A 21,253-nucleotide genomic window follows, 5' to 3' on the forward strand; every position below is an offset into this window, starting at 1 on the left:
CCGGAATAGGGCGGGGCGCTAGCGTCCCGCCTTCAATGATTTTGAGGGTAGATTATGACAAGAGCGAAACTTCGGCGCATGACCGCAGCCGAGTTTGATGCAGTGCGACCGTTATTAAAAAACGTCAGCGATGAACGAGCCGCCGCCGCAAGGGCGGCGCTTGTCGATGGAGAAACGCTTGCCGTGATCGCGCAGCGGCACGGTTGCAGCCGCGCAGCCGTTAACGGAGCCGTAGGAACGTTTTGGAATAGGTTGGAGGAATACCACGAAGCGCAGCGCGCTACGGCCCATGCGGGCCTTCTGGTGCCTCCAGGATGGGAAGTGGTGACGCTGGTTGCCCCGAGCGCCCTGGTAACGAAGTTCCGCGCCGAAATCGCGCAGATTGCGGCCGACGAGCACAAAACCGCCGCCACATAAAAAAACCCGGCCACGCAAGAGCGTACCGGGTATCAAGTCAACGTAAGCCGAATCAAAAAGACCCCGACTTAACGGGGCCGATTGTAGCACATCGCCTCGCTCCCCACGAACGCCGCCAGTCTTCACAGCCGCTCGCCTACCACGTACTGCAAGCCGGTTTTCAGGACGCCCGAGCCAAGCAAACGGGGGCGGCTCAAGTCCCGACGGATGTCGGGATGCCGCCGCAGGACGGCACCCCCTGTCACGCAGGAGCATGTAGGGGCGGGTTTGGCCGGGCTGACCCCGGCCAGCCCCGATGCGACTGGCCCGGAACGCCGAGGGATCGAAACTTTACCGGCTGAGCGCGATAGCCAGCCACCACACCCACACGAACACGAGCAGGAAGCCGAAGAACGGGATATGTGCCCAGCGCATAAACAGGACCGATAACAGGCCCCGACCAGCTTTGACCGCTATAGTTTTGAGTATTGACATAGCAACCCTCCTTTTCCACATTGGTGACAGAGCCAGCTGCGCCAGGCGCGCCGGCTGTCACCAACTGGCGCTACTTGGCAAAACTGGCGTCGAACGACTTGTCGCGTTCATGGGCGACGTTTTTTTCGCTCCGGTCGAGGGCTAAATAGCCGACGACCGATGACAGCAGGACAACGATGATGATGATGATTGGCATTTTGCGCATGATGGTTTCCTTTGAGTGCAACAGTTATTGCACATAGTGCATGAATAACAATACTGTGCTTCCTGCAACGATACCACCAATTACCGCTTGCACAGTTGCGGTAACCCATCGTCCCATTCTCTGTTCGCTTGCTTGCTCGCTGGCGGCCGCCAGTTCGTCCGCTGCCGCCGATATTCGCGATACTGCCTGTTTAACCTCAACGTGCATCGCTTCCATAATCTCGGCTCTTGCGTCAGTCGCCGCTTTCAAGGCCGCCGCTTTATGCGCTTGGTTTGCGCGATCCATGAGATTGTTAGATGCGGCAACCATGCTGTTACGCAGTTCGACCAATTTTCCAATGCGTTCGTCCAACTCGGCATTGTTTTCGTCTTGAACACTTTTGAATGAAACGATGCATTCATCGAGCATCGCCTCATTCAGTGCCACCAACGTAAATATCGGGTCCGTCGCGTCAACCCGCACGCCGGTTTTCTCGAATATCGCCGTCCGCAGCTTTTGAATATCCATTACCATTCCACCGCATCGAGTTTGTTATACAGGTCACTGATAACAGTGTTAAGGCGGCTACGTTCAAGAACGTTGAAGTTTTCGTTCTCTCGGACTTCACTCAACGTCAAGCGCAGTTTTTGCATGCGCTTGATATCATCGCCAAACGTATCCGAGTTTCGCCCTTGAAGCAGCACGACACCGACAACATTTTCCGAGTTTTTAACGAACACGTCGGATTGTACGAAGTTCTCGGTAGTGCCCCAGCTTGCATTCTCGTTCAACCAAATAACCATCGGGCACGAAGTTTGTTTTGCCAGCGATACAAAGCCTGACATCGTATCTTTTAAGTTGTCCCCGCCACCAATGATGGTATGAATGTAGACTTTTTTACCGGACTCTTGCAACAGATTGATAAAACTATTTTCCATCAAATAGGACATCAAAGGCGAAAACGTGTTTGCGCCATTGTCGATGACAACGTTTTTATCCTTGGCGTCAAGTATGTCCAACAACATTTTGTCGAACATTTTCCGATTGATGGTTCGATCTTCGTTCATTACATCTACGGGCTTAACGTTGAGCGCCTTATACGCCGCCAAGGTTGCATTCTCTTGATCGGTGTCGAAGCATTCCAAGGTATCAGGATATTTATCCTTGATGTACTGGGCGATGACTGAGGACACCAGCGTTTTGCCGATGCCGCCTTTGCCTTGTAATACGAAATGGACAGTATTTTTCATGGTTTATTCCGTTTGCTTTCCTGATTTATCATGTTTGAATAATGCAGAGCTGGCTTGCGCCTTTTGTTCTGCTAAACGCCGTTGAATTTTTTCAGCGTTTGATTCATTCGGCTTGTCAATAACTTCGTCCTGTTTGACCTCTGCTGTCATAGTAGCGGGCGTCTGTGATATCTTCTTTGCGAATCTACGTACAGCCTCACGCGAAACCACAACATTGTTTTGCGCAAGCCATTGGCGGATTTGATCGTCGGTATAGCCTTTCGACTTCAATTCGCGAATTTCCTGTGTGTATTTTTGTAGTCGGGAAACCTTCTTGCCCGGCTGGACCTTATCCAAGAATTCTTTGATGTCCATGTTGTTTTGCACGTCCGTTCATAGGTTTATGGGCCAGTGGTCCCTATGCCTCTGGCGCTGGTCTTTGCAACCATTTGCAACCTCCGTGCAACCATGATATGTCGGAATGCTCTGCTGTGCAACCGAAAGCTACCAAATGCAACTTAGATGCAAGCTTCCCTTGGCGGTGGTGGCCTCTGCCAAGGCACGACAGATATGAATACAAAACTCTTCGAGTTTGGTATCATATCCGTGCCAAAGGGGTATCCCCTTTGAAACCCCAGCGCCTGCGGCGCAGGGATCGCCCAGGCTGCGCTGGCGGATAACGCGACGCGTTTTACTGTTTTAAGGAAGGCACCATGGCACGGCCCCAAAAGCACAAAGAGCTACTGTCGGATTCCTATTCGTTCAAGCTGACCAAATCCGAAGCGGCTCCGTTGAATGAGAAGATCGCCCTGTCTGGCATGAAGCGGGCCGATTTTCTGCGTGATGTTGTCCTAAAGAATAAGACGGTCGTAGTTGCCAAGCCAGCCGCAAGCCTTGAAAAGAAGCGCATGCAGTTTCTGTTCAATAAGACCAGCAATAACATGAACCAAATTGCCCATGTGCTTAATGGAGCCAATGCCGCCGGTAAGCTTACCGCCCCGCTCTGCCGGGACGCTATCGCGGACTTGGAAGCCATCGCCAAATATTTGAGATCGGCCTTAAATCATGTTGATTAGAATCGGTGGCGGTAAAGAAGGCATCAAGGAGTATCTTGAGAACGGCCACAAGCAAGGCCGGGAGTTCACACGTGATGAACTAGACGAGCGCGTCATTTTGGCGGGCGACCTTGATTTTACCGATCAACTTATCCACGACATAGATTCAGACGCCGAAAAGTATTTGCATATAACCTTATCGTTCAAGGAAGATGTTATATCCCGCGATGCGATGGAAAATATTGTTCGCGACTTCGAAGAATTTGCATTTGCCGCATACGGCCGCGACGAATATAATTTTTATGCCGAGGCGCATTTACCAAAAATTAAAAGTTACATCAACCAGAAAACTGGCGAAACGGTGGAGCGTAAGCCACATATCCATTTCGTCATCCCGAAAGTAAATTTGTTGAGCGGCGGGGCTTTGAATCCGTTCGGGCTGGTCGAACATAGCGAACGCTTCATCGACGCGTTTCAGGAGCATGTAAATAACAAGTATGGGCTGGCTAGCCCTAAAAACAACCGTCGTATCGAATTCACTGATGCATCGGATATGATCAACCGCTACAAGGATGACGAATTTGAGGGCAATAACCGCGATTTAAAAAAGGAGATATTGGGTGCGGTACTCGATAGAGGGATTACCAGCTATGAGGGCTTCAAGGAGCTATTGACCGAATTCGGTGATACCAAAACACGCAACAGCGGGAAAGATAATGAGTATCTGAACGTCAAACCTGCCGACAACGTCAAAGGCGTGAACCTCAAGGAGTTTGTCTTTTCCCGTGAGTTCATCGAGCTAAGCGATACGGACAAGCGCGCCGCCCTGTCGGCCGAAGTCACTTGCAAGTATGAGGTAGCCGGTGCTGAGCGCACCGACAACGCAACCATCAATCAAGGCCTCGAAGAATGGTTTTCGCGCAGAGCGATGGAAGTCAAATATCTCAACAGCGGTAACACGAAGTTATTCCTGCGATATAAGGAAGCTGATGCAGATGGAAAGCACCAGATTCTAGCCGATCAAGCCAACAGGTTTTATACTAAATACAAGGAGCCTCGCCATGAGTCAGAAGGATTCAAACGAAACCCATTTGAACAAGTCTATGGATTCAAACAGCCAGAGCGCGGACGAGACGGCAGGGGCGACGAATATAACTCCCCCGGTGCCAGCGAGCGCGGCCCAGGACGAGAGCGGGCCATCGATGGAGGAAGTGATGGCCCAGTTCGAGGAGTTGCCGCACGGGGAACCGGCACCGAAGGCGCAGACGGCGGGCGCTGGGAAGTCCAAGAGCAAGCCCAGGGCGAAGGCGAAGGACGATACCGCGAACGACAATTCGTTCGACTCCAACACGCGTTTGCCGCAGATCGGAGCCACGACCCTTTCTCGCATCCACGAGTCGCGTCGGCCCGATCCATCAACGGTCTGCGAACACTGTCCAGCGTCGATGTGGTTGGCTTCTCCCCAGGAGGTCAAATGTTATTGCCGGATCATGCACCTCGTCAGCTGGTCCACCAACGATCCGGTGGAGCTGACGGATTGCGACGGCATCGCGATAGCGAGCGCGGCAGCGGAGTCTTAAGGCCGACCGGGCGTTTGACCGATTCCCGGCTCAGCCAGCACGGCCGAGACCTGCGCGAGCGCGACCAGTTCGATGTCAGCAACGAAATCGAGGAGTTTCGACGGATCAGGATGACCCTCGACGCCCACCGACTGCTGGCGGACCTGTCGCAGTCCCACGGCGTCCTCTTGGACAAGTACGAAGTCATCAAAGCGCCCGATGGCAGCGCACGGATCGTCTGCGGCAACCGCAAATTGAACGTTTCGGACTTCCTGACGCGGGAAATGCGCCTGTCGTGGAACGACGCGGCTGCGATCCTGCGCGACTCCTACGGCCGACAGGAGAGCATGGAGCCGGTGCGGGGGGCACGGCTGGCGCCGTCGTCCGCGCTGTGGCGGCAGTTCCAGAACGAGCGCAAGCGTCTTGGCGGCCAGCGCGCTCTGTGGACGAAGCAGTTCGCCAGCGAGAAATCACGCCGGGACGCCCTCAAACACGAACGCGACCACAGGAAGCACACCAACGCCCTGGGAGCGCCGATGCAGCGCAAAGCCCAGGACTCGGTTGCGAAAATGACTTACGTGGCCGCCGAGCGCAATCTGGAAGCCTCCATACGCATCGAGCGCAAACAGCTCGCCAAACCGGTGACAGAACAATATCGGGAATTCCTTCGCGATCTGGCCGAAACAGGGCATGGCCCGGCGCTGGCCGAGCTGCGGCGCATGGCGAAGTATCCCGCAGCACGGGAACCGGTCACGGGCGGATCGATTTCGGCGGCCGAGGGCCACCGTGAGGAAAACGGCATTTTCTACCGTGGCCGCGATGTGAAATTCCGTGTCCACATCAACGGCGACGTGGTGTACACGCTGGGCGGCAGGGCCATCATCGAGGATCGCGGTTCCAAGCTGGTGATGTTGCAGACCGACCGTTTTGCCGTTGAAGCTGGTTTGAGGCTGGCCGAAGCGAAATTTGGCAGCATCATGATTGTATCGGGACCGAAGGAATTCAGGGAGCGTTCAGCGATAGTGGCCGCCGAGGCCGGACTCAAGGTCACATTCCAAGACAAGGGGCTGGAGCAAATCAGGGAACAGAGGGCGCAGACCATCGCATCGGAGCGCGCACAGCAAGCCCACCATCGCAAATTGGGGCGGGAATATCAGCCACCCGCAGCGCCGTCGCCAGTACCAGACGCGCCAGTCAAGCGCCCTGCTTCGCCCAAGCCTGAACGCGGCTCCATGAAGGATGAACCGGGCAAGAAACAGGATCGGGAGCGGTAGGTTTTGGGTACACGCGGCCGGTCCTGCAGGAACTGGTCAATCACCAAAGAAGGGGCATGCAAGCGATGTTTTTGGTGACGCCGGCGCTGACCTGGTGCGCGGCCGGTGTCACCATCCCTGATTTTCGCGGCCATCAAGGTGCGTTTATATCACCAGCAGCAAGCTGCTGGGCGTCCTGCACAATCTCGGACATTAAGTGCCGCGCACCTTCACCTGGCTCCAGCAGCGCGTATCCAGTGCCACCACACTCGGTACATTTGAGTTCCTCGGCATGACAATACGGGCAAGGCGTGACACCTGTCTGGTCCAACTGCTGTTTGACGAAGATCGCCGCTGTTCGTGCTGCCGAAAATGCGCCTGATAGATCGCCAAACAACTTGCTCGTAATTCCTCCGTTGCCATCATCAGTTACTTCGATGATTACTGTTGCCATTTGCACCTCCTATAATCGTCGTCGTCAGATCGTGTTTGATCCTCGTACCCACTGAAAATCTTGCCATCGTCATCGGCGCGCACCACCACGCGGCCGGTAATTTCATCGAACGAGACGACCGTACCGATTTCCTCCGTGAAGCGGTCGATCAAAAAGTAGATGGAATCCCCTGCTTTCATTTTGCCTCCTGCGTGGGTTGCGGACTTCCCGCGTCCAGCACGGCGGCCAGCAGCGTGCGGAGCGCCGTCGTGGCTTGTGGCGACTGCGGCGCGGGTTTCAGCTCCATGTAGAAGTGGGGGCCAGTGCGGCCCAGCGGGTGAAACTTCTTGCCGAGATACTTCGTTGGGTCCACTTGCAATATCGAGAGACGTGCTTCGCCGGCCCCGGCAGGATCGATATGCACGATGAATTTGCATGTGAACATCATGCCGTCAGCGGGCCAGTAGAAATCCACGTCAGGCGTAATCAGCACGTCATATTGGCGCTGTGCTGGCGGCAGAGCAAGCCAACTCGCCAGCGGCTGGCCGCCAGTGCGATCATTGAAATCGCTATCGGGAGGAAACAGCGCCGCGCCGTAAGGGGTCGCGATGCGGTAGCGGCGGTGGTCGGGATGGCCGGGCGCAAGCTGGCCCACAGCCTTGATTATCCGTTCCTGCGCTTGTGCGGGTGGATACGGTACGGTCAAATCGGCCGCCGCTGATGGCTTGGCCGCTATCAGGGTGGCGAGAGCCACACCTATAAGTTTATCGAGCATGGTTCGTCCTTGGCCGTTGGATTGGTGACACGATCGCCGCGCCGGCGCCGCGATCGTGTCACCAAGGGGTTATTGGGCGCTGCCCAACATGGTTTCGAGCCGAGTTATCTCGGCGCGCAAGGTGATGGCGGGCGCACGCTTGGCGTCGAAGTCGGCTTTCTCCGCTTGGCAATGGCCGGTTTCTATCGCGCCTTGCTGGGCGATGCAGCTTTCCAGTACTTGGCGGGCCGCCACGCTTTGTTGCGCCTGGGCGTCATAGAGCGGCGTTAGGGAGTCGAGCGCGGCCTTAATCTGTTCCTTCGGCGGCTGAGCAGTTGCCGCGCCCGATTGCGGGTCCCCTGCTTCGCCTTGTTCCGCTTGATCCTTGCCCGCCTCGTCGCGTTCACTCTGCGACACGGATTGTTCGGCCATCTTCTGGGCTTGCCCCCCCTGAACATCGGGGCAAAGCTTCAGAAAATTGCCGCGAGCCTGTATTGTTTTCCAAGGCTGTTTAAATGCGATGCTGAAGTATTTGTTCAGCGACGGCGTGCATTCGGTCGGCGGCTGTCCCGTCGATAGGCACAAGGTGGCCTCACACGCAAGCGCGGCCAATGCGCTCAAGTCCTGCGCGTTGGCCGACTGTACGGCGAAGGTCGAAGCAACTACCGCGAGCGCGGCGATGATACGTTTCGGTTTCATGGTCATAAGTTCCAAAAAGGGTTGATGGTTGGTGACGCCGGCTGCGCCAGGTAGCGGCCGCGGTGTCACCAATATTTCGCGTCCGCGAAATTATCGGGACCGGGCTTGCTCCTGTTTCGCGCCCCGATCACGCGTTTGCTCGGGTGCTGGTTTATCGATGGACCGAACCGCTACCTTTGGCGTCGGCACCTTCTGCAAATCCACAGTGCCATTGTTGAGGCCATCCGTTAGCTTGGCGATGAGGGCTTCGCGATCCTTCGGCGCGTACTTGGCCAGCTCCTTGCCCATCACCTTGGCAATGCCGTCCACCTTCAATTTATCTTCGGCCGAAAGTACGCGATCCACTTTCAGTTCCACCGGCTTGACTTCCCACTTATTGCGGTAGGCTTCGATGGGTTCCCTGCCGACGACATGGCCCTTTTCATCGAGCTTATTGCGGTCAACAACCACATCTTCGCTACCCTTGCGGGACAAGGTGACAGCTTCGCCGGGCTTGACTGCCGCGTCGCTGATCGCCCGTTCGAGGTCTTTACCCCAGATGACTTTCTCCCCTGTGAGGGTTTCGAGTTTGACGTAATAGTTGTCGTTCTCCTTTGGGTTGAAGTGATACTTGGCCGGGCCGTGTTCCAGCAGCTTGCCGGTTTGGCGGTCTTCGCGCACCGTGTCGAGAACCGGTTCCGGTGCTGCTGCGGTCGAGACAGCGGGGTTCGGTACGGCTTTCACAGCAGCCGGTTGCTGCGGCTGGTCCGCCGCGACTTCCTGCATGGCGCGCTCGCGCCCTACGACGACCTCAACGCTGTTGCCCAGTGTCTTGTCAGATGCACCCGCAAGGGCTGGCTTGTCGCTGGTGACGCCTCGTTCGCGTTTCAGATGATCGAGCTGTTCCAGGTCGCGTTCGTTTGGCTTGTAGCCCTTGGTCTCCATACCGCGCGCCGAGGCTTCCAGCCATGCGAGCTGCTTGAAATTCTCGGTCCCCTTCAATTCCAGCGTGCCCCAGTTTTTGGCGGCCGCCACCGCGATCATGTCGGCAATCACCACCCGGTCTTCGACTGGCGTCGAAAGTTTTTTGCCGTGATCTTCAAAGCGCAGCGCGTCGGTGGACTTATCCATGAACTTGCCGTTTTGAACCTTGTAGCTACCCACCACCGTTTCCGGCAGAGCGTAGTCGGTCTTGGTCAGGATGATCTTGCGGCCCTTCTCGTCCACGGCTGACGCGCTGTCTGCGCCCTGCTCCTGCTTGTCGGCGGCCAATGGCTGCTTGGAAGCCTCTGACGCGGTCTTTTTGCCCGGCTCGGCCGGGGTAGTGTCGGTGACATCCTTGGGCGCGCTTGTGGCCTGTTTTGCGGGTTCCTGCGGCCCTTCTGGCTTCGCCGCCGTCTGTTGGCGCGCATCGTAAGCCTTGGTGTCGATGGGCAGCTTGTCATAGAAACTTGGCAGTACCATTTCGCCGAGTCCTTTCACGTAGGTGCCGTCCGGGGCCGTGACGGGCTGGATCACGCGGCCGATATCGACGTTCTTGTCGAGATTGGTTTTGGCGTGGACCACGTGTGGATTGGCTTTCTCGTTCACCAGAATGTCGGTGCCGTTCGCTTGCAGCTTACTGGCATCCGTCATGATTTTCTGGAAGTCGGCACCTTCATAGCTCAGCGTGTACGCCTTCTCGTCCGATGCCTTGGTGGACAACTGCATCACCGTGTGCGGTTTGGTGTTCTCGCGGATCAATGTCAACCGCGTCGACATCGTGGCACCCTCGCGCTCGATCCTGTCGCTGGCGGCCAGCGTCGAATTTTTGCCATAGTCGAACTCCTTGCCAAAGGCGCGGTTGCTGTCGGCACCGGCTTGCAGCAAGGCGTCAATCACCGGCACATCCTTGGCCCGGCCGGTCAGTGCCAGGGATTGCAGCTTGGTTTCGCCGCGCATGCCCCAAGCGTGATCGACTTCCTTGTACGGGGCGTCGATCACCGCGCCAGCGGCCGCCAGCATCTTGACAGCTTCCGGCGACTGCGCGAAATGGATCGGAGCCATCCCGCGCTCACCTGCGGGCTTCTTGGCGTACTCGTTCACATCGGCTTTCCGGTCAATCAACGCTTGAGCGATGTCCAGTTTGTTTTGCATCAGAGCGTCGGACAGCGCCGGTAAATCCTTCCGGCCTCGGTCCTTCTCGAAATCCTTCACCAACTGGTCAACCTCTTTGGCACTACGTGTTACTTCAATGCTGTTCATGGTGACTCCTTCGTTTAAGCGGCTCTCGCCATAGTGTTTTCTTCGTCGTGTGCTGCTTTTGCTTCAAATGCCGCAAAGTCGAAGCCGATGGCGTCTGCAATAGCGTCAAGAATCTCTTTGCTATTGACGATGTCGTCGGCGTCGGTCGTTGCAAGTTCATCGGGCGTCAAGGCCCGATCACGGTGGACGGTCCTGACGATGCTCAGGACCGGTACTTTCGGCGTCGGCAGATTCATGCGCTCAGCAAACGCCGGGTCGTTGTAGTAAATGACCTTGTCGGCCAAGATGGGCTTGGTGTTTTTCTTGAGGACGATGACCTTGCCGAAGCCAAGCTCGCGCAGCTCCTGCGGCAGCATGAGCGCCCGTTTTTGATCCGACTCGTTGGTGCCCAGTCCGGCCTTGCCCGGCTGGCGCGACCGGCTCTTGTTTCTGAGCGTGTAGTAGCCCAGCAGCTCGGAATATTCCTTCGCGTCCTTGAGGTCGTCGGGCTGGTACAGCAGCTTGGTCGTGCAGTTGCTCAGCAGCGTGTCCGCCCCTTCCCTGCCGTAGCCGTCTTCGTCCCCGGCGATCTGAGAATTGTTTTGGTACACCAAGGCCAGCCGCATGTTGAAGCCCGCCATAATCGCAATCGCCTTGCGGATAATGGTGATCCGGCCCAGCGCCGTGAATTCGTCCAGCAGCAGCAGACATTGATATTTCAGGGTCGGGTCGTCTTCCGGCAGCGTCTTGGTGTTGAGGTTGATCGCCAGCGAGAAGAAAATATTCATCAGCACCGAGTAGCGCACCAAGTCTTCGGCGGTCATGCCGATATAGATCGACATTTTTTTCCGGCGCACATCGCGCAAATCGAAATCATTGCCGCTGGTGGCGGCCGACAGCACCGGGTCGCGGAAGATTTTCAGCGGCTCCATGAAGGTGCCCAGGATGTCACCCTGCGCCTTCTCCGACAGAGTGGAGTAACCGCGCAGCGCATCGACGCATTCCACCGACAGGCGCGGGTGCGGGCTTGCGCTGTCCTCGCGTGCGCGGATGGTCGATTCGATCCATTTGCTGAGCCCTTCGCCGCTCGCTGGCGTCGCCAGCCGCAGCAGGTTCGGCATGGTAAATTCTTCGTCCGGTGTCTCCATCATGTACAAGCCCAAGCCCAAGAACAGGGTTTGGGCGTTACCGGTAAAGAAGCGGTCTTTCTCGCTCTTGATGGGGAACCACATCACCGCCTGATTTTGCAGGTCGCTGATGCGGTATTCATATTCATCGCGCACGTAAAATAGGGGGTTGAAGCGGTGCGACTCGAAGTTTTCCTGTCCAGGAGCGAACAGATAGCAAGCCTGACCCCACAGAGCGCGGAAACCGGCCGTGATGCGCCAGTTCTCAAGTTTCAGGTCCAGGTTGATGACCGAGTGGGCATAGAACAGCAGGTTGGGAATCACGAACCCCACCCCCTTGCCGCCTTGGGTCGCCGACGCGAGGCTCACAAACTCCTTACCCCAATAGAGCAGGAACTGGCCGCCCTTCTTCGCCAGCACAAGGGCGGGCCACTGACTGCTGGGCTTGCCGGTCAGGCCCGAACGGCGAATCTCCCCCGAGTTCGCCCAGCGTTGATTGCCGTGCAGCGCGACAGCGGGGCCGCTGAACAGGATGAACATGAACAAACCAATCGGCACCACAGGCACGGCGACGGCGGCGGCGATGCCGCCTACCAGCGCCCTTTTCACCTTCTGGATGTGGTGGAAGGCGTCCCAGTAATCGGGGAGGGTCGTCAGCGTGACCGTCTCGGGCGGGATCTTCTGGAAGTGCGCGAACAAGCGGCCGCCGACATACAGCCCGGCCACGCTCAGGCCAACGAGGAACACCAACCCGATGGCGGCCATAATCATGTACTTGCGAGTGTTAGACATCTTTATCTCCCCTCATCATTTTTGCCTTGCGAACCGGATCAAAATAGAGTTGCGTCATCTTGGTGTGTTCGAACTGGCAGACGACATCGAGGGAGCAAGTCACATCGCGCACGATGTGGTCCCAGTCCAGCCGAAGGCCCACTTCGGATTGCTTGATAAGCGTGGCGATACGCTGAAAAGTCCCGATGGGGTCATTGGCATGGGCGGTCGTCAATGAGCCGGGATGGCCGGTATTGAGGGCGGCGATGTAGTCGAACGCCTCGTCACCCCGTAGTTCGGTCAAGAAAATGCGGTCAGGCTTCATCCGCATGCAATTTTTCAATTGCTGCTTGGGCGTAACGAAGTCACCGTAGAACAGATGCACCTTGTTCCAATGAAGAGGCAAATCGAGTTCGTGGGTGTCCTCAATGGTGATGATGCAGGTATTAGCTGGCACCAAATCCGCGAGGGCCTTCATGAACGTTGTCTTGCCGCTGCCGACGCCACCAGACATACAAATGTTCAACTTGTGCTCGATGCACAGCTCGAAAAACCGCCGCATGTCGCGGGTGTTCTTGGCCGACAACAGATCAAGTTCGAAGGGTTGCAGGTGCACGTTGTCGGGCACTTCCTTGAACGTGGAAACGTCATGGAAGTTCTTGAGACGGTTGGTGCGGACGTAGTCATCGATACTGAAACGCTGGCTGCTAGCTATACGAAACACCATGGCGACCGTGTCACGTTCGCAACCTGGATGAATCACAATTTGCCCGCGCTGCCCATCGGGCATGCGTACACTCTTGATGGGCGACTGTTCATCCAGTGCAGTGCCACCGTTGAAGATCGAGGCGGCGTTAGCCAGCTCGCGCAAAATTTGCAGGTTGCATTCTGGCACCGGATAGGCTTTCCAGCCTTCGGACGATTCGGTAATGATCGTCCCAGGCTGATTGACACGCACATCGGTGATGCCGGGCATGTCAAAAAAACGCTGCAAGCCACACTGTTTAAGCTTTTCCCTGACGGTCACGCTACGGTCGAATTTACCCTTCGACTCAAGTGCGCGTTCCGATGGAGTAATCGGCGACCGCGCCTTGGCGAGCGTACCGATTTTCGCGTCCGCGAAAACATGTGGACGGTCGGCCGCCAGTTCCAGGGCAGCGCGTTGCTGGGAGCCGGCAACACAGCCCTGCGGCTGGCCTTCCGCCAATTGGGCGTTGCCGTTCAGGTTACTTACGGGCGAGTTCATATACCCCCCTGAAATCCATATCGCGCAGCACAAAAATGGTATTGACCTCACCCTGATTCACATAGCCGGTCGGCGGTATGTTGATCGTGTTTTCCAGGGTCTTGGTCGCAAGGTCTTGCCCAGCCGTTGCCGTATTGCTGAACTGGATGGTGCCGCCGCCGTTATTGGCGCGGTTCGCCAAAGCCTGCCCGGCATCGCCAATCAGGCTGAGCAAAATAGCACCGCCGAAGCGTTCACTCAGATGGTTATCCACGTCAGCCGGAATGCCAGCGCGCCCGAGAGGGTCGGTCGCAAGAGAATTGACATCGGCGAAGACACCGTAGGGAGTGTCGATGCGGGTCCAGACAGCCCCGATACGTTTTTGTCCTCGCAACATAGCCTCGCGCCGCTCGCCAAAGGCCTTGCTGCCTTTTTCGATCAACACTACCTTGCCGTCCGAGGACCAGACATCGTTCGACACAAGGCACATCACCATTCCCGGTTGTTCGCTGCTGATCGCGGAAATGTCCCCACAGGGAATCGATGTGCCACGTTGCAGCAGCATGGTCAAGTCCGTCCGCTGGCCCGCTTTACCAGCCAACAGCGCGGAGGGTTTCACCTTGTCGTCCAAACCATTGCGGGCTACGTCTGCCGCCCCTGCAGCAACGGTACGAACGGGCCCGGCTGCGGCTGAAGGAGAGGCTGCACGGCGGCTGCCGTCGTCGCCCAACGCGCTGGCGCCGCCGCTTCCTCCTGTCACCAGAACATCGCCGTCCATCTGGCGTTGTGCCCGCGACATATGTGGTGCGGCCGGGGCACCACCAGTTGCGGCAGAGCTGGGCGCACCTTGTGCGGCGTTGCCAGCACCTTGGCCCTGCCGTGCCCCGGCCGCAGCTTTGGCACCAGTCGGCGTGACGCCAATGGCGTCGGCTGGCATCGCCAGTTGGCCCGGTGTGCCTTTGGCCGGTGACGTCGCAGCAGCCTGCGCCGAGGCTTGGGCGGCAGCCGTTTCATCTGCCTGCTCCTGCTTCTCTATACGCGTTTGGGCTGCGCGGATATCGGTAGATGCTACTGATGTCAGGGCCGCAGCTTTCGGGCGAGCCTTGGCCTTTTCCGCCACTGATTCGCGCTTATTTTTTTCAAGCTGCTTCATGAACATCGACAGTCCGACCACGGCGATAACAATCGCCAACAACAGCACCCCCGCCGTGATAAGGCGGGTGACGTTGTTCTTTTTTTTGCCGACCGAGAGATCGGGAATGTCACGGTCGATAGGCTCATCGGACGGGGTATTGGTGATCGTGTTCATAGAGGGTCCTTTTGCATGCGGACGGCGTTTGGCACGGATGTGCCAAGCACGTTAATTTTTCCATCGGGGTTAAAGCCGTCATTGCGGATTGCCATGACGGCAGCGCCGTAGCGCAGCACGAAACTGGCCGCCACATCGTGGACAATCAGGGTGGCCGTCTGCGGGTCCATGTGGAAATTGGTCATGGCCTCTTGACCATCGGGCAGCACTTTGAACACCGTGGGCAACGGCCGCGCCGAATCGAAGCGCATGTAAGTGAAGCGGCCGTCATCCTCGACTGAGCTTGGCGCTAACGATTCGTCGCCCTGCTTCATATATTTGCGGTTGCGCGCTTGCAGTGGACCGGCCGCTATCACCGCCGCCTCGATTTTTTGTAGGCGCTCGTTGACCAGCTTGGCGCGCTGCGCCGCTTCTTCAGCTACTTTTTGGGCGGTATCTGGATAGTCGAAGCGCAGGATATTGGTCACAGCCGCGCCGGACTTGGCTGGAACCGAGATAATCTCGAAAGCGTAGGTGCGCTTGGTCGTCACCACCAGCAGCTTGGTATCGGGGTTCTCGCTCTTGGGCTTGAGCATGATGTTGCTGCCCTTAGGGCCGATTGACCATGCCTTGGCATCGCCCATGCCCATCATCCCTTCCGGCGTGTCCACGATCCGTTCATCGTCCTCGAACTGGATGAGTGTGGGTTCACCGACGCGGGTATAGATCGGCACCACGCGGAAGAAGTCATACCGCTCAACGCGGATACGCGGATCGCCCTGGGACGCCGCCACCGCTTGACCGGCCACCAGTGCAAAGGCCAGCGCTGATAAGAAATGGCGGTTCATTGCACCACCTCCGCAGCGGCTGCGGCGTTATCCATCGCCGAGTTTTTCGTTACGTCACGCTCTGGCGTAAAGCTGGTGACTTTAAACCCTGGGACGTTGATGCCACGGTCCTTGTCGTCCTTCGGCGCATCCTCATACTCGCGGGCGATAGTTGCTTGGAAGTATTCGGTGTGGGGCTTTTCAGGCCCAGTCAACGGGATAAATTTCTTCTCGTAGGAAACGAGCGCCACATCGCCAACCCACGAAATCGTGCCGGCTGTGGCGATCACCCGGTAATTGTTCTTGTATTTGTTCACCGGCGACTTGGCGTTCGCGGCGCTCGGGTCCATGAATTCCTTGTAGCGCTTGCCCTCTTCAGCCGACGATAGCTCTATCGTCGCGTTGTAGAAGTCTTGCAGCGTCTGCCAGTCGTAGGATTCACGGTAGTGGATGTACTGCTTCAGGTAGTACAGGTCGGTAGCTTTCGGCAATGAGATTTTGCCGTCGCTCAGCGCTCGGAGCTGAACGATTTCACCAACATTTTCCTTTATCATCCATACCACCGGAGGATTTGGCTTGTGCGTGAACATGTTGACGCCCGCCGCCGCGATGGCGACACCGGCCAGCACCATGGCACCTGCCGCCACACGCCACGCGATTTTCTTCGAGTCGCGTTCGGCAACGCGCTTGGACTTCTCGAAAGCCAGCGCTTGTTCCAAGTACCACTCGCTTAGCTGGTCCATCGTCATCGCGCCCTTGTCCTCGCGGGGTGCCACTTTATTGCCCGCTTTGCGAGCACCCAGATTTTTTAAGACTGCTAGCATGGTTATTGCCCCTTTTGCGTCGATGGTTGATTAACAGGCGTCCATTCGCCTTTCGGCTGTGGCGGTTTGGGCGGCGAGCTGCTGCACCCGGTAGCAATGACTACACAGGCGAGGATTGCGAATAGTTTTTGCATGGTGGTCTCACTTTTTCTCAGGGGTTACAGAGCCGCCTTGCGGCGAATCTTTAGGGGTTACGCTTCCGCCCGCTGGCGGTGACTTGCCCTTGAAGCTGGGCATTTTCGGCAAGCCGGGAATCTTGCGCACCATCGTGGAGATGCCAATACCGCCCGCCAGTGCTGCGGCGATTGCCGGGAAGTTGAGCGACACGAAGATCATCACGAACGACAGCAGCGATATGTTGAATACGGAAGAAATCGTCAGCCCGGTCGGTATCTGCGTGGTCATCAGCGCTATCTCGATCTGCGCGCCGAACGCGAACAGCAGGACCAAGAACGAGTAGTTGAGAACCTGAGCGGTCCAGTTCTTGAACAAATCCCGCGTGGCGGGGAACAAGGCGGCTGCTATAAACAGCGGGCCGATTGCCACAAGCACGCCCAGGGCGACTTTGGCAAGGATGATGTAGGCGATGGCGATAGCCATGAAGACACCACCGAACACGGCAACGCAGAGTATCGCCATCAGCGCGAACAGGCTTTGCTTGATGCCGTCTGCGGCGTTGTACATATCGATGAAGGCGCTGATGAAGGCGTTCGCCATCGTGTCCAGCGACGCCGCCGCATTGAACCCCGGCGGACTAGCCACTGAAGCCAGATCGTCACCGAGGCCGATCACGAAGGGGGCGACATACAGCTGATAGGTGCCGATATTCAGACCGTAAGTGATGATCGCCGCCCAGCCGATCATGCGGTAAAACCAGTCCTCCATGTCATCGATGATGTCGGCGTTACCGCGCATATACGAATAGACGATGAGCAGCACGTACAGGCCGAAAGCGGTTGTCACGAGCGGCGTTATGAGCGCGATCATTTTCGCCGTACCGCTCACCAGAACAGCGGTTACGGCTGTGTCGAAATAGTTATAGACGTAGGTAAATGGTGTGATGGCCATAGTGATGGGACTGGTGTCCCGCTCCGTTCTTGCTTATTAGGTTGATCGGGCGGGGCGGGCATCGCCGCCCGCCCGGTTCTACTTATTGCGCGAATGCTGTATCGAATTCACGCGCCCGTTGTTGATCCGCAAGCTGCTTTTCAGCCGCTTGCAATTGAACGAGCAGGTTCAGGCGGACCTGTTCGTTCTGGATCATCGCTTGCTCCGCCGCCATACGATTTGCCAGATCGGCGGCGCCCTTGGCGTCCTGCTGGGCATCGGCTTGCACCATCAACGCGTTGATGTTGGCAAGGCGGGCTTCGGTCGCCTTGTAGGCTTCCATCGTCATCGCCTTGTTGGCAACCATCACGTCTTGCTGACGCTTGCGGCCACCGACAGCGGAGCTATCGAAGCCTTCATTCGAATAAATGGTGCTCGCCCGGCCGGTGATGCTGGGGTAGGAGCCGGTTTGCAGTTGGCTGTAGATACCGGCCCATTCTTCGGGCAGGTAACTGCGCAGCGCAGGGTTGTTCATGATTTGCCCGAGGCTGCGCAAACCTGTCATAGCGCTGTACTGCTTTTGCAGCCCCTGAATTTGCGACACCATTTGCTGATACTGCTTGGACCATTGAGCAATCGTCTGGACTTGATTGGCGATGGCAGGTACATCGATCAGCACAGAAACAGGTATCCCCGCGAAGGCGGGGGCGGAAGCGGCGAACAGCAATACCACCCCTGCCCTCGCCAGTTTAAAAATTTTCATAGTTGAGACTCCTTTGGTTTTTCGCGTCCGCGAAAATTTGTGAACGGCGGCGGGTACTGGGTATTTTTTCGCGGACGCGAAAATAATCGGTCCCGTCGCCTGACTGGGTTACGCAGTTTCGAGGGCTTGCTTTTTGCCCTTGCGCTGCGCCTGGAACTCGGGCATCCACGCTTCCGGGTCGGTGCCCACCCGCGACACGATCTCGTTGAAGATGGCGATGTTCTCGGTGTTGCTCGACAGGACGGAAATCTGGTCATCCATGCCATACAGATCGAGCTTTGCGAAACAGCTTTGATTTCCCTGCTTAATAAGGAACGTGCGCGAATCGACATCGAGCGCTTTCAGCTTGTCGAATTCCTTGCGGGTCAAACCCACGCGCTGATAGCTCTCGAACTCGGCCGATGGATTGGGCAAAAGCAGCTTGGTCGGAGTCTGGTCGCGGATCGCCGCGAAGATTGGCGAGTTGATCGCGTCTTCGGGCGATTGCGACGCCATCACCATAAATTCATCACGCTTGCGGCCGGTTTTGAGCACATCGAACATCATTTTTTGCGTGCTGGGATACGACGCTGGCACATAGAATTCTTCGATGACAGTGGCGAGCAACCCGCCCTGCTTCTGCATCATGTTCTTGAGGTGGAACAGGTAAGCCAGAACCGGTTCGGTCGGCTTGTATTTCTCCCGCAGGAAGTCCGACACGTCGAAGCCCACCATGCGTTCGTTGATGAGGCCCATGTTGTCGGCGACGTTATCGAGCGCCCATGCAAACTCACCATCGGACGCTTCGCACCACTTGGCAAGCCGCTGCGGTAGCGAATTGCCGCCACCAGATGGGATGTTTTCCAGCAAGCGGCTGAAACGGCGATGCTGGATATCGAGACTCATGACGGCATCGACGGCCACCTTGATCTGGTTGCCCTCTTCGTCCGTGACCTTGCCGTCTTGGTCCTCGGCACAGGTACGCACCAAACCGTAGAGGAACTGGCGGTTTGCGGGCGTGTCCGGCAACTGGAACGGAGCCAAGCCGGTGCTCTCTCCCGCCTTGAGCGAGAAGTAGATGCCGCCGAGCGCTGCAATGAAAATCTTCAAGCCCTCGTCTTTGTCCAAGGCGAAAATCTTGGTGTCAAAGCGCTCCATGAAGCCAATCAGCGTCGTTTCGACGGTCGTCTTACCGGCGCCGGTCGCGCCCAAGATTAGCGTGTGTCCGGCAATTTTCTCTCCTAAATTGTTCTCGCCATCCTTCGTGTGGTGGAAGTTGAAGCTGTACAACGATGACGATATCGATTGGAGCGGAATGACCGCCGAGCCATCACCGATCGGGTTGCCTTCCGATTTGCCGGTCGAGAAATTGTGCATGCCGAAGCCCGCAGCCAGGTTGCGCGTGGACTTCAACATCGGCCGGGGTTTGTACTTGGCTCCCGGTACGTGGCTCAGATAAGTGTACGGTGCCGACAGGGCGGCTTTCAGGAACTTCGCGCCGCAATCGCCCAGCATGGTCGATGTCACCATCGTGCCGTTATCCACCGCCTTGGTCTTGGTCGGGCCGAACACCGTCAACGCGCAATGGTATTCACCGAAAGCCAGTTCGCCGGAACTCAGATATCCGAGCGCGGTTTGCAATTCTTCGAGCTGGTGCGTGGCCTTGTCCTTGACCGACTGTAGCTTGTTGATTTGGGCGTTGATGGCCTTTTGCGCTTGCACCACGCCCATGCATTGGAACGACTGCGTGAGGATGAATTCTGCGGGCAGCGACAGCACCTTGTCGAACATGCCCCACTTGGTCTCGTCGGGGAACCCTTTCAAGTCGTAATTGGTCGCGTACCGGGTTTCATTGGAGCCACGAATTTCCTGCAGGTCATAGCCCCAGTGGTGCCACGAACTGGGAATGGTTTCGTGCGCCGGATCGGAAAATACCGGCTGCTGTTCCTTGAACCCGTTAATCAAGGAGCCGAGGAATTCGAAGTTATGCGAGAACAACACGTTGTTGGATTCATACGTGATCAGGTATTCGGGATCGTAGGCGCTCAAGCCCTTGATGACCTGCTCCCCCAGTTCCTCCAGCTCCTGCACGCCTTCCTCGATGTCGTCATGCTTCAACAGCAGCGAGATATAGAAGTTGTTCTCGTAATAGCTGTCGCTATCAAAGCGTTTCAGGTAGCGCTTGGAGAACTCGCGCATGAATGCCGACTTGAACTTGAACTTGCTCTCGAAAGTGACTTTCTCCCGCTTCAGGGTGGTCCAGATCGCGAGCCGGTTGCCCTTTTCCTTCCCCATCGACGCGAGGATGCGGTTGCGGGTGTCGAAGCGGTTGACAATCACGTCGTCCGCCAGCGACTCGAACGGCATGCCGGTCAGTTTAATGACCATCAGCGCCTTGTCGTCGGTGTAGCTGACAACATGGCGCTTCACATGCCGTTCGATCTTCGGCAGACGGTCTTCCACTGCCGGTTGGTTATTTAGGATGGCGCTTGTAGACATGTTTTCTCCGTCCGAATCGCATAGGTGAGAGGGTGAAGGTATTGCCAAAAAGCTTGGCGTTTCTTCGCGACAAGCGGCACCGGAATTCAAGTACGGCGATGCGAAGCGCTTGGTCGTCGTTCGCGCTGATCTGCTTGATGAATAGCAGGACAGGCACGCCGACGACCGCGAAGAAAATGCCCCCTACCCCGATGATCGCGGCGGCGATGACGGCTAAAACCATGCTCGCCAACGCCACCAGAATCAGAGCTACAAGCGGAATGCCCCACACCATCGCAACCCGCGAAAGCGCGTTAAACGAGGGGTACACCGCTTGTTTTTCAGGAGGCCTTTCCATGCTTATGCCCAGAGCGCGTAGGCCCAGGCGGCCAGCGTGACGCCAGCTCCGACCACGGCGGTTTTCATGACGGATTGGCCGAAGTCACCCCACTGGATTTTGTCCGTGGCGAGCTGCGAACCCTTCGCGCCGAGGTAGATCGCCGCCAGAATGCCGAGGATGGTAAAGAACCAAACCTTGAAATCTTCGATGGCGGTCTGGCCGGTAGTCAGGCCGCCGGCTGCACTGGCGTAGGTCGAAACGGTGATTGCGGCCATAGCGATAGCGAATTGATATTTTTTCATGGGAACACCTTTAAGTAGTGGTT

At 57.0% G+C, this 21,253-nt stretch carries 22 protein-coding genes; 3 read left to right on the plus strand and 19 right to left on the minus strand.

Features of this window, described 5'->3' with window-relative positions:
* Nucleotides 1-78: 78 nt before the first annotated feature.
* Nucleotides 79-417 carry a TrfB-related DNA-binding protein gene (locus RUGAMON1_RS31595; protein ID WP_445234234.1) on the plus strand — a complete coding sequence of 113 codons (339 nt, stop codon included), beginning with the start codon at nucleotides 79-81 and terminating at the stop codon, nucleotides 415-417.
* 544 nt (nucleotides 418-961) lie between these two features.
* On the opposite strand, the gene RUGAMON1_RS31600 is transcribed toward RUGAMON1_RS31595, so the two are convergent.
* The 4 genes from RUGAMON1_RS31600 to RUGAMON1_RS31615 are packed head-to-tail and all read right to left on the minus strand — an operon-like array spanning nucleotide 962 to nucleotide 2,679.
* The gene (locus RUGAMON1_RS31600; RefSeq protein WP_445234235.1) at nucleotides 962-1,096 is read right to left on the minus strand and encodes a hypothetical protein; all 135 of its coding nucleotides are present in this window, start codon (nucleotides 1,094-1,096) and stop codon (nucleotides 962-964) included.
* 24 nt (nucleotides 1,097-1,120) lie between these two features.
* The gene (gene traM, locus RUGAMON1_RS31605; RefSeq protein ID WP_445234236.1) at nucleotides 1,121-1,603 is read right to left on the minus strand and encodes a conjugal transfer transcriptional regulator TraM; all 483 of its coding nucleotides are present in this window, start codon (nucleotides 1,601-1,603) and stop codon (nucleotides 1,121-1,123) included.
* Entirely contained in the window at nucleotides 1,603-2,325 is a 723-nt protein-coding gene (locus RUGAMON1_RS31610; RefSeq protein ID WP_445234237.1) for a P-loop NTPase family protein, read from the minus strand. The genes traM and RUGAMON1_RS31610 overlap by 1 nt, the downstream gene beginning before the upstream one ends.
* A gap of 3 nt (nucleotides 2,326-2,328) precedes the next feature.
* Nucleotides 2,329-2,679, minus strand: coding sequence for a hypothetical protein (locus tag RUGAMON1_RS31615; protein WP_445234238.1), 351 nt, complete (start codon nucleotides 2,677-2,679; stop codon nucleotides 2,329-2,331).
* Nucleotides 2,680-3,017: 338 nt separating this feature from the next.
* On the opposite strand from RUGAMON1_RS31615, the gene RUGAMON1_RS31620 reads away from it, so the two are divergent.
* Both RUGAMON1_RS31620 and RUGAMON1_RS31625 read left to right on the plus strand, forming a co-directional pair.
* Nucleotides 3,018-3,380 carry a plasmid mobilization protein gene (locus RUGAMON1_RS31620; RefSeq protein ID WP_445234239.1) on the plus strand — a complete coding sequence of 121 codons (363 nt, stop codon included), beginning with the start codon at nucleotides 3,018-3,020 and terminating at the stop codon, nucleotides 3,378-3,380.
* The gene (locus tag RUGAMON1_RS31625) at nucleotides 3,370-6,192 is read left to right on the plus strand and encodes an LPD7 domain-containing protein (protein WP_445234240.1); all 2,823 of its coding nucleotides are present in this window, start codon (nucleotides 3,370-3,372) and stop codon (nucleotides 6,190-6,192) included. The genes RUGAMON1_RS31620 and RUGAMON1_RS31625 overlap by 11 nt, the downstream gene beginning before the upstream one ends.
* A 133-nt stretch (nucleotides 6,193-6,325) precedes the next feature.
* On the opposite strand, the gene RUGAMON1_RS31630 is transcribed toward RUGAMON1_RS31625, so the two are convergent.
* From RUGAMON1_RS31630 to RUGAMON1_RS31700, 15 genes are all read right to left on the minus strand, one after another.
* The gene (locus tag RUGAMON1_RS31630; protein WP_445234241.1) at nucleotides 6,326-6,625 is read right to left on the minus strand and encodes a hypothetical protein; all 300 of its coding nucleotides are present in this window, start codon (nucleotides 6,623-6,625) and stop codon (nucleotides 6,326-6,328) included.
* Nucleotides 6,613-6,804 carry a hypothetical protein gene (locus RUGAMON1_RS31635; RefSeq protein WP_445234242.1) on the minus strand — a complete coding sequence of 64 codons (192 nt, stop codon included), beginning with the start codon at nucleotides 6,802-6,804 and terminating at the stop codon, nucleotides 6,613-6,615. The genes RUGAMON1_RS31630 and RUGAMON1_RS31635 overlap by 13 nt, the downstream gene beginning before the upstream one ends.
* Nucleotides 6,801-7,379, minus strand: a complete 579-nt coding sequence (locus tag RUGAMON1_RS31640) for a hypothetical protein (protein ID WP_445234243.1) — start codon at nucleotides 7,377-7,379, stop codon at nucleotides 6,801-6,803. Before RUGAMON1_RS31640 ends, RUGAMON1_RS31635 begins: the two co-directional genes overlap by 4 nt.
* A 69-nt stretch (nucleotides 7,380-7,448) precedes the next feature.
* Nucleotides 7,449-8,057 carry a TrbM/KikA/MpfK family conjugal transfer protein gene (locus RUGAMON1_RS31645; protein WP_445234244.1) on the minus strand — a complete coding sequence of 203 codons (609 nt, stop codon included), beginning with the start codon at nucleotides 8,055-8,057 and terminating at the stop codon, nucleotides 7,449-7,451.
* A gap of 90 nt (nucleotides 8,058-8,147) precedes the next feature.
* Nucleotides 8,148-10,280: an LPD7 domain-containing protein gene (locus RUGAMON1_RS31650; RefSeq protein WP_445234245.1), complete on the minus strand. Its 2,133-nt coding sequence runs from the start codon at nucleotides 10,278-10,280 to the stop codon at nucleotides 8,148-8,150.
* 14 nt (nucleotides 10,281-10,294) lie between these two features.
* On the minus strand, nucleotides 10,295-12,178 hold the full coding sequence (locus RUGAMON1_RS31655; RefSeq protein ID WP_445234246.1) for a type IV secretory system conjugative DNA transfer family protein: 1,884 nt from the start codon (nucleotides 12,176-12,178) through the stop codon (nucleotides 10,295-10,297).
* On the minus strand, nucleotides 12,171-13,403 hold the full coding sequence (gene virB11 / locus RUGAMON1_RS31660) for a P-type DNA transfer ATPase VirB11 (protein ID WP_445234247.1): 1,233 nt from the start codon (nucleotides 13,401-13,403) through the stop codon (nucleotides 12,171-12,173). Before virB11 ends, RUGAMON1_RS31655 begins: the two co-directional genes overlap by 8 nt.
* A complete protein-coding gene (gene virB10 / locus RUGAMON1_RS31665) occupies nucleotides 13,384-14,691 on the minus strand; it encodes a type IV secretion system protein VirB10 (RefSeq protein WP_445234248.1) in 1,308 nt (435 codons plus the stop codon). Before virB10 ends, virB11 begins: the two co-directional genes overlap by 20 nt.
* Nucleotides 14,688-15,518 carry a TrbG/VirB9 family P-type conjugative transfer protein gene (locus tag RUGAMON1_RS31670; protein WP_445234249.1) on the minus strand — a complete coding sequence of 277 codons (831 nt, stop codon included), beginning with the start codon at nucleotides 15,516-15,518 and terminating at the stop codon, nucleotides 14,688-14,690. Before RUGAMON1_RS31670 ends, virB10 begins: the two co-directional genes overlap by 4 nt.
* Entirely contained in the window at nucleotides 15,515-16,321 is an 807-nt protein-coding gene (locus tag RUGAMON1_RS31675) for a VirB8/TrbF family protein (RefSeq protein ID WP_445234250.1), read from the minus strand. The genes RUGAMON1_RS31670 and RUGAMON1_RS31675 overlap by 4 nt, the downstream gene beginning before the upstream one ends.
* 141 nt (nucleotides 16,322-16,462) lie before the next feature.
* Nucleotides 16,463-17,389: a TrbL/VirB6 family protein gene (locus tag RUGAMON1_RS31680; protein WP_445234251.1), complete on the minus strand. Its 927-nt coding sequence runs from the start codon at nucleotides 17,387-17,389 to the stop codon at nucleotides 16,463-16,465.
* A gap of 82 nt (nucleotides 17,390-17,471) precedes the next feature.
* A complete protein-coding gene (gene virB5 / locus RUGAMON1_RS31685; RefSeq protein WP_445234252.1) occupies nucleotides 17,472-18,131 on the minus strand; it encodes a P-type DNA transfer protein VirB5 in 660 nt (219 codons plus the stop codon).
* A 108-nt stretch (nucleotides 18,132-18,239) separates the two neighbouring features.
* The gene (locus RUGAMON1_RS31690; protein ID WP_445234253.1) at nucleotides 18,240-20,609 is read right to left on the minus strand and encodes a VirB4 family type IV secretion/conjugal transfer ATPase; all 2,370 of its coding nucleotides are present in this window, start codon (nucleotides 20,607-20,609) and stop codon (nucleotides 18,240-18,242) included.
* Nucleotides 20,584-20,946: a VirB3 family type IV secretion system protein gene (locus tag RUGAMON1_RS31695; RefSeq protein ID WP_445234254.1), complete on the minus strand. Its 363-nt coding sequence runs from the start codon at nucleotides 20,944-20,946 to the stop codon at nucleotides 20,584-20,586. Before RUGAMON1_RS31695 ends, RUGAMON1_RS31690 begins: the two co-directional genes overlap by 26 nt.
* 2 nt (nucleotides 20,947-20,948) lie before the next feature.
* The gene (locus RUGAMON1_RS31700; RefSeq protein ID WP_445234255.1) at nucleotides 20,949-21,230 is read right to left on the minus strand and encodes a hypothetical protein; all 282 of its coding nucleotides are present in this window, start codon (nucleotides 21,228-21,230) and stop codon (nucleotides 20,949-20,951) included.
* Between the last annotated feature and the right edge of the window lie 23 nt (nucleotides 21,231-21,253).

Source organism: Duganella rhizosphaerae, assembly GCF_040364205.1.
Classification (GTDB): Bacteria; Pseudomonadota; Gammaproteobacteria; order Burkholderiales; family Burkholderiaceae_D; genus Rugamonas; species Rugamonas rhizosphaerae.

Excerpts from the sequence above, each read along its gene's own strand:
- RUGAMON1_RS31595 (WP_445234234.1), top strand. The coding sequence starts at position 79 with ATGACCGCAGCCGAGTTTGATGCAGTGCGACCGTTATTAAAAAACGTC.
- RUGAMON1_RS31600 (WP_445234235.1), bottom strand. The coding sequence starts at position 1,096 with ATGCGCAAAATGCCAATCATCATCATCATCGTTGTCCTGCTGTCATCG.
- traM (WP_445234236.1), bottom strand. The coding sequence starts at position 1,603 with ATGGATATTCAAAAGCTGCGGACGGCGATATTCGAGAAAACCGGCGTG.
- RUGAMON1_RS31610 (WP_445234237.1), bottom strand. The coding sequence starts at position 2,325 with ATGAAAAATACTGTCCATTTCGTATTACAAGGCAAAGGCGGCATCGGC.
- RUGAMON1_RS31615 (WP_445234238.1), bottom strand. The coding sequence starts at position 2,679 with ATGGACATCAAAGAATTCTTGGATAAGGTCCAGCCGGGCAAGAAGGTT.
- RUGAMON1_RS31620 (WP_445234239.1), top strand. The coding sequence starts at position 3,018 with ATGGCACGGCCCCAAAAGCACAAAGAGCTACTGTCGGATTCCTATTCG.
- RUGAMON1_RS31625 (WP_445234240.1), top strand. The coding sequence starts at position 3,370 with ATGTTGATTAGAATCGGTGGCGGTAAAGAAGGCATCAAGGAGTATCTT.
- RUGAMON1_RS31630 (WP_445234241.1), bottom strand. The coding sequence starts at position 6,625 with ATGGCAACAGTAATCATCGAAGTAACTGATGATGGCAACGGAGGAATT.
- RUGAMON1_RS31635 (WP_445234242.1), bottom strand. The coding sequence starts at position 6,804 with ATGAAAGCAGGGGATTCCATCTACTTTTTGATCGACCGCTTCACGGAG.
- RUGAMON1_RS31640 (WP_445234243.1), bottom strand. The coding sequence starts at position 7,379 with ATGCTCGATAAACTTATAGGTGTGGCTCTCGCCACCCTGATAGCGGCC.
- RUGAMON1_RS31645 (WP_445234244.1), bottom strand. The coding sequence starts at position 8,057 with ATGAAACCGAAACGTATCATCGCCGCGCTCGCGGTAGTTGCTTCGACC.
- RUGAMON1_RS31650 (WP_445234245.1), bottom strand. The coding sequence starts at position 10,280 with ATGAACAGCATTGAAGTAACACGTAGTGCCAAAGAGGTTGACCAGTTG.
- RUGAMON1_RS31655 (WP_445234246.1), bottom strand. The coding sequence starts at position 12,178 with ATGTCTAACACTCGCAAGTACATGATTATGGCCGCCATCGGGTTGGTG.
- virB11 (WP_445234247.1), bottom strand. The coding sequence starts at position 13,403 with ATGAACTCGCCCGTAAGTAACCTGAACGGCAACGCCCAATTGGCGGAA.
- virB10 (WP_445234248.1), bottom strand. The coding sequence starts at position 14,691 with ATGAACACGATCACCAATACCCCGTCCGATGAGCCTATCGACCGTGAC.
- RUGAMON1_RS31670 (WP_445234249.1), bottom strand. The coding sequence starts at position 15,518 with ATGAACCGCCATTTCTTATCAGCGCTGGCCTTTGCACTGGTGGCCGGT.
- RUGAMON1_RS31675 (WP_445234250.1), bottom strand. The coding sequence starts at position 16,321 with ATGCTAGCAGTCTTAAAAAATCTGGGTGCTCGCAAAGCGGGCAATAAA.
- RUGAMON1_RS31680 (WP_445234251.1), bottom strand. The coding sequence starts at position 17,389 with ATGGCCATCACACCATTTACCTACGTCTATAACTATTTCGACACAGCC.
- virB5 (WP_445234252.1), bottom strand. The coding sequence starts at position 18,131 with ATGAAAATTTTTAAACTGGCGAGGGCAGGGGTGGTATTGCTGTTCGCC.
- RUGAMON1_RS31690 (WP_445234253.1), bottom strand. The coding sequence starts at position 20,609 with ATGTCTACAAGCGCCATCCTAAATAACCAACCGGCAGTGGAAGACCGT.
- RUGAMON1_RS31695 (WP_445234254.1), bottom strand. The coding sequence starts at position 20,946 with ATGGAAAGGCCTCCTGAAAAACAAGCGGTGTACCCCTCGTTTAACGCG.
- RUGAMON1_RS31700 (WP_445234255.1), bottom strand. The coding sequence starts at position 21,230 with ATGAAAAAATATCAATTCGCTATCGCTATGGCCGCAATCACCGTTTCG.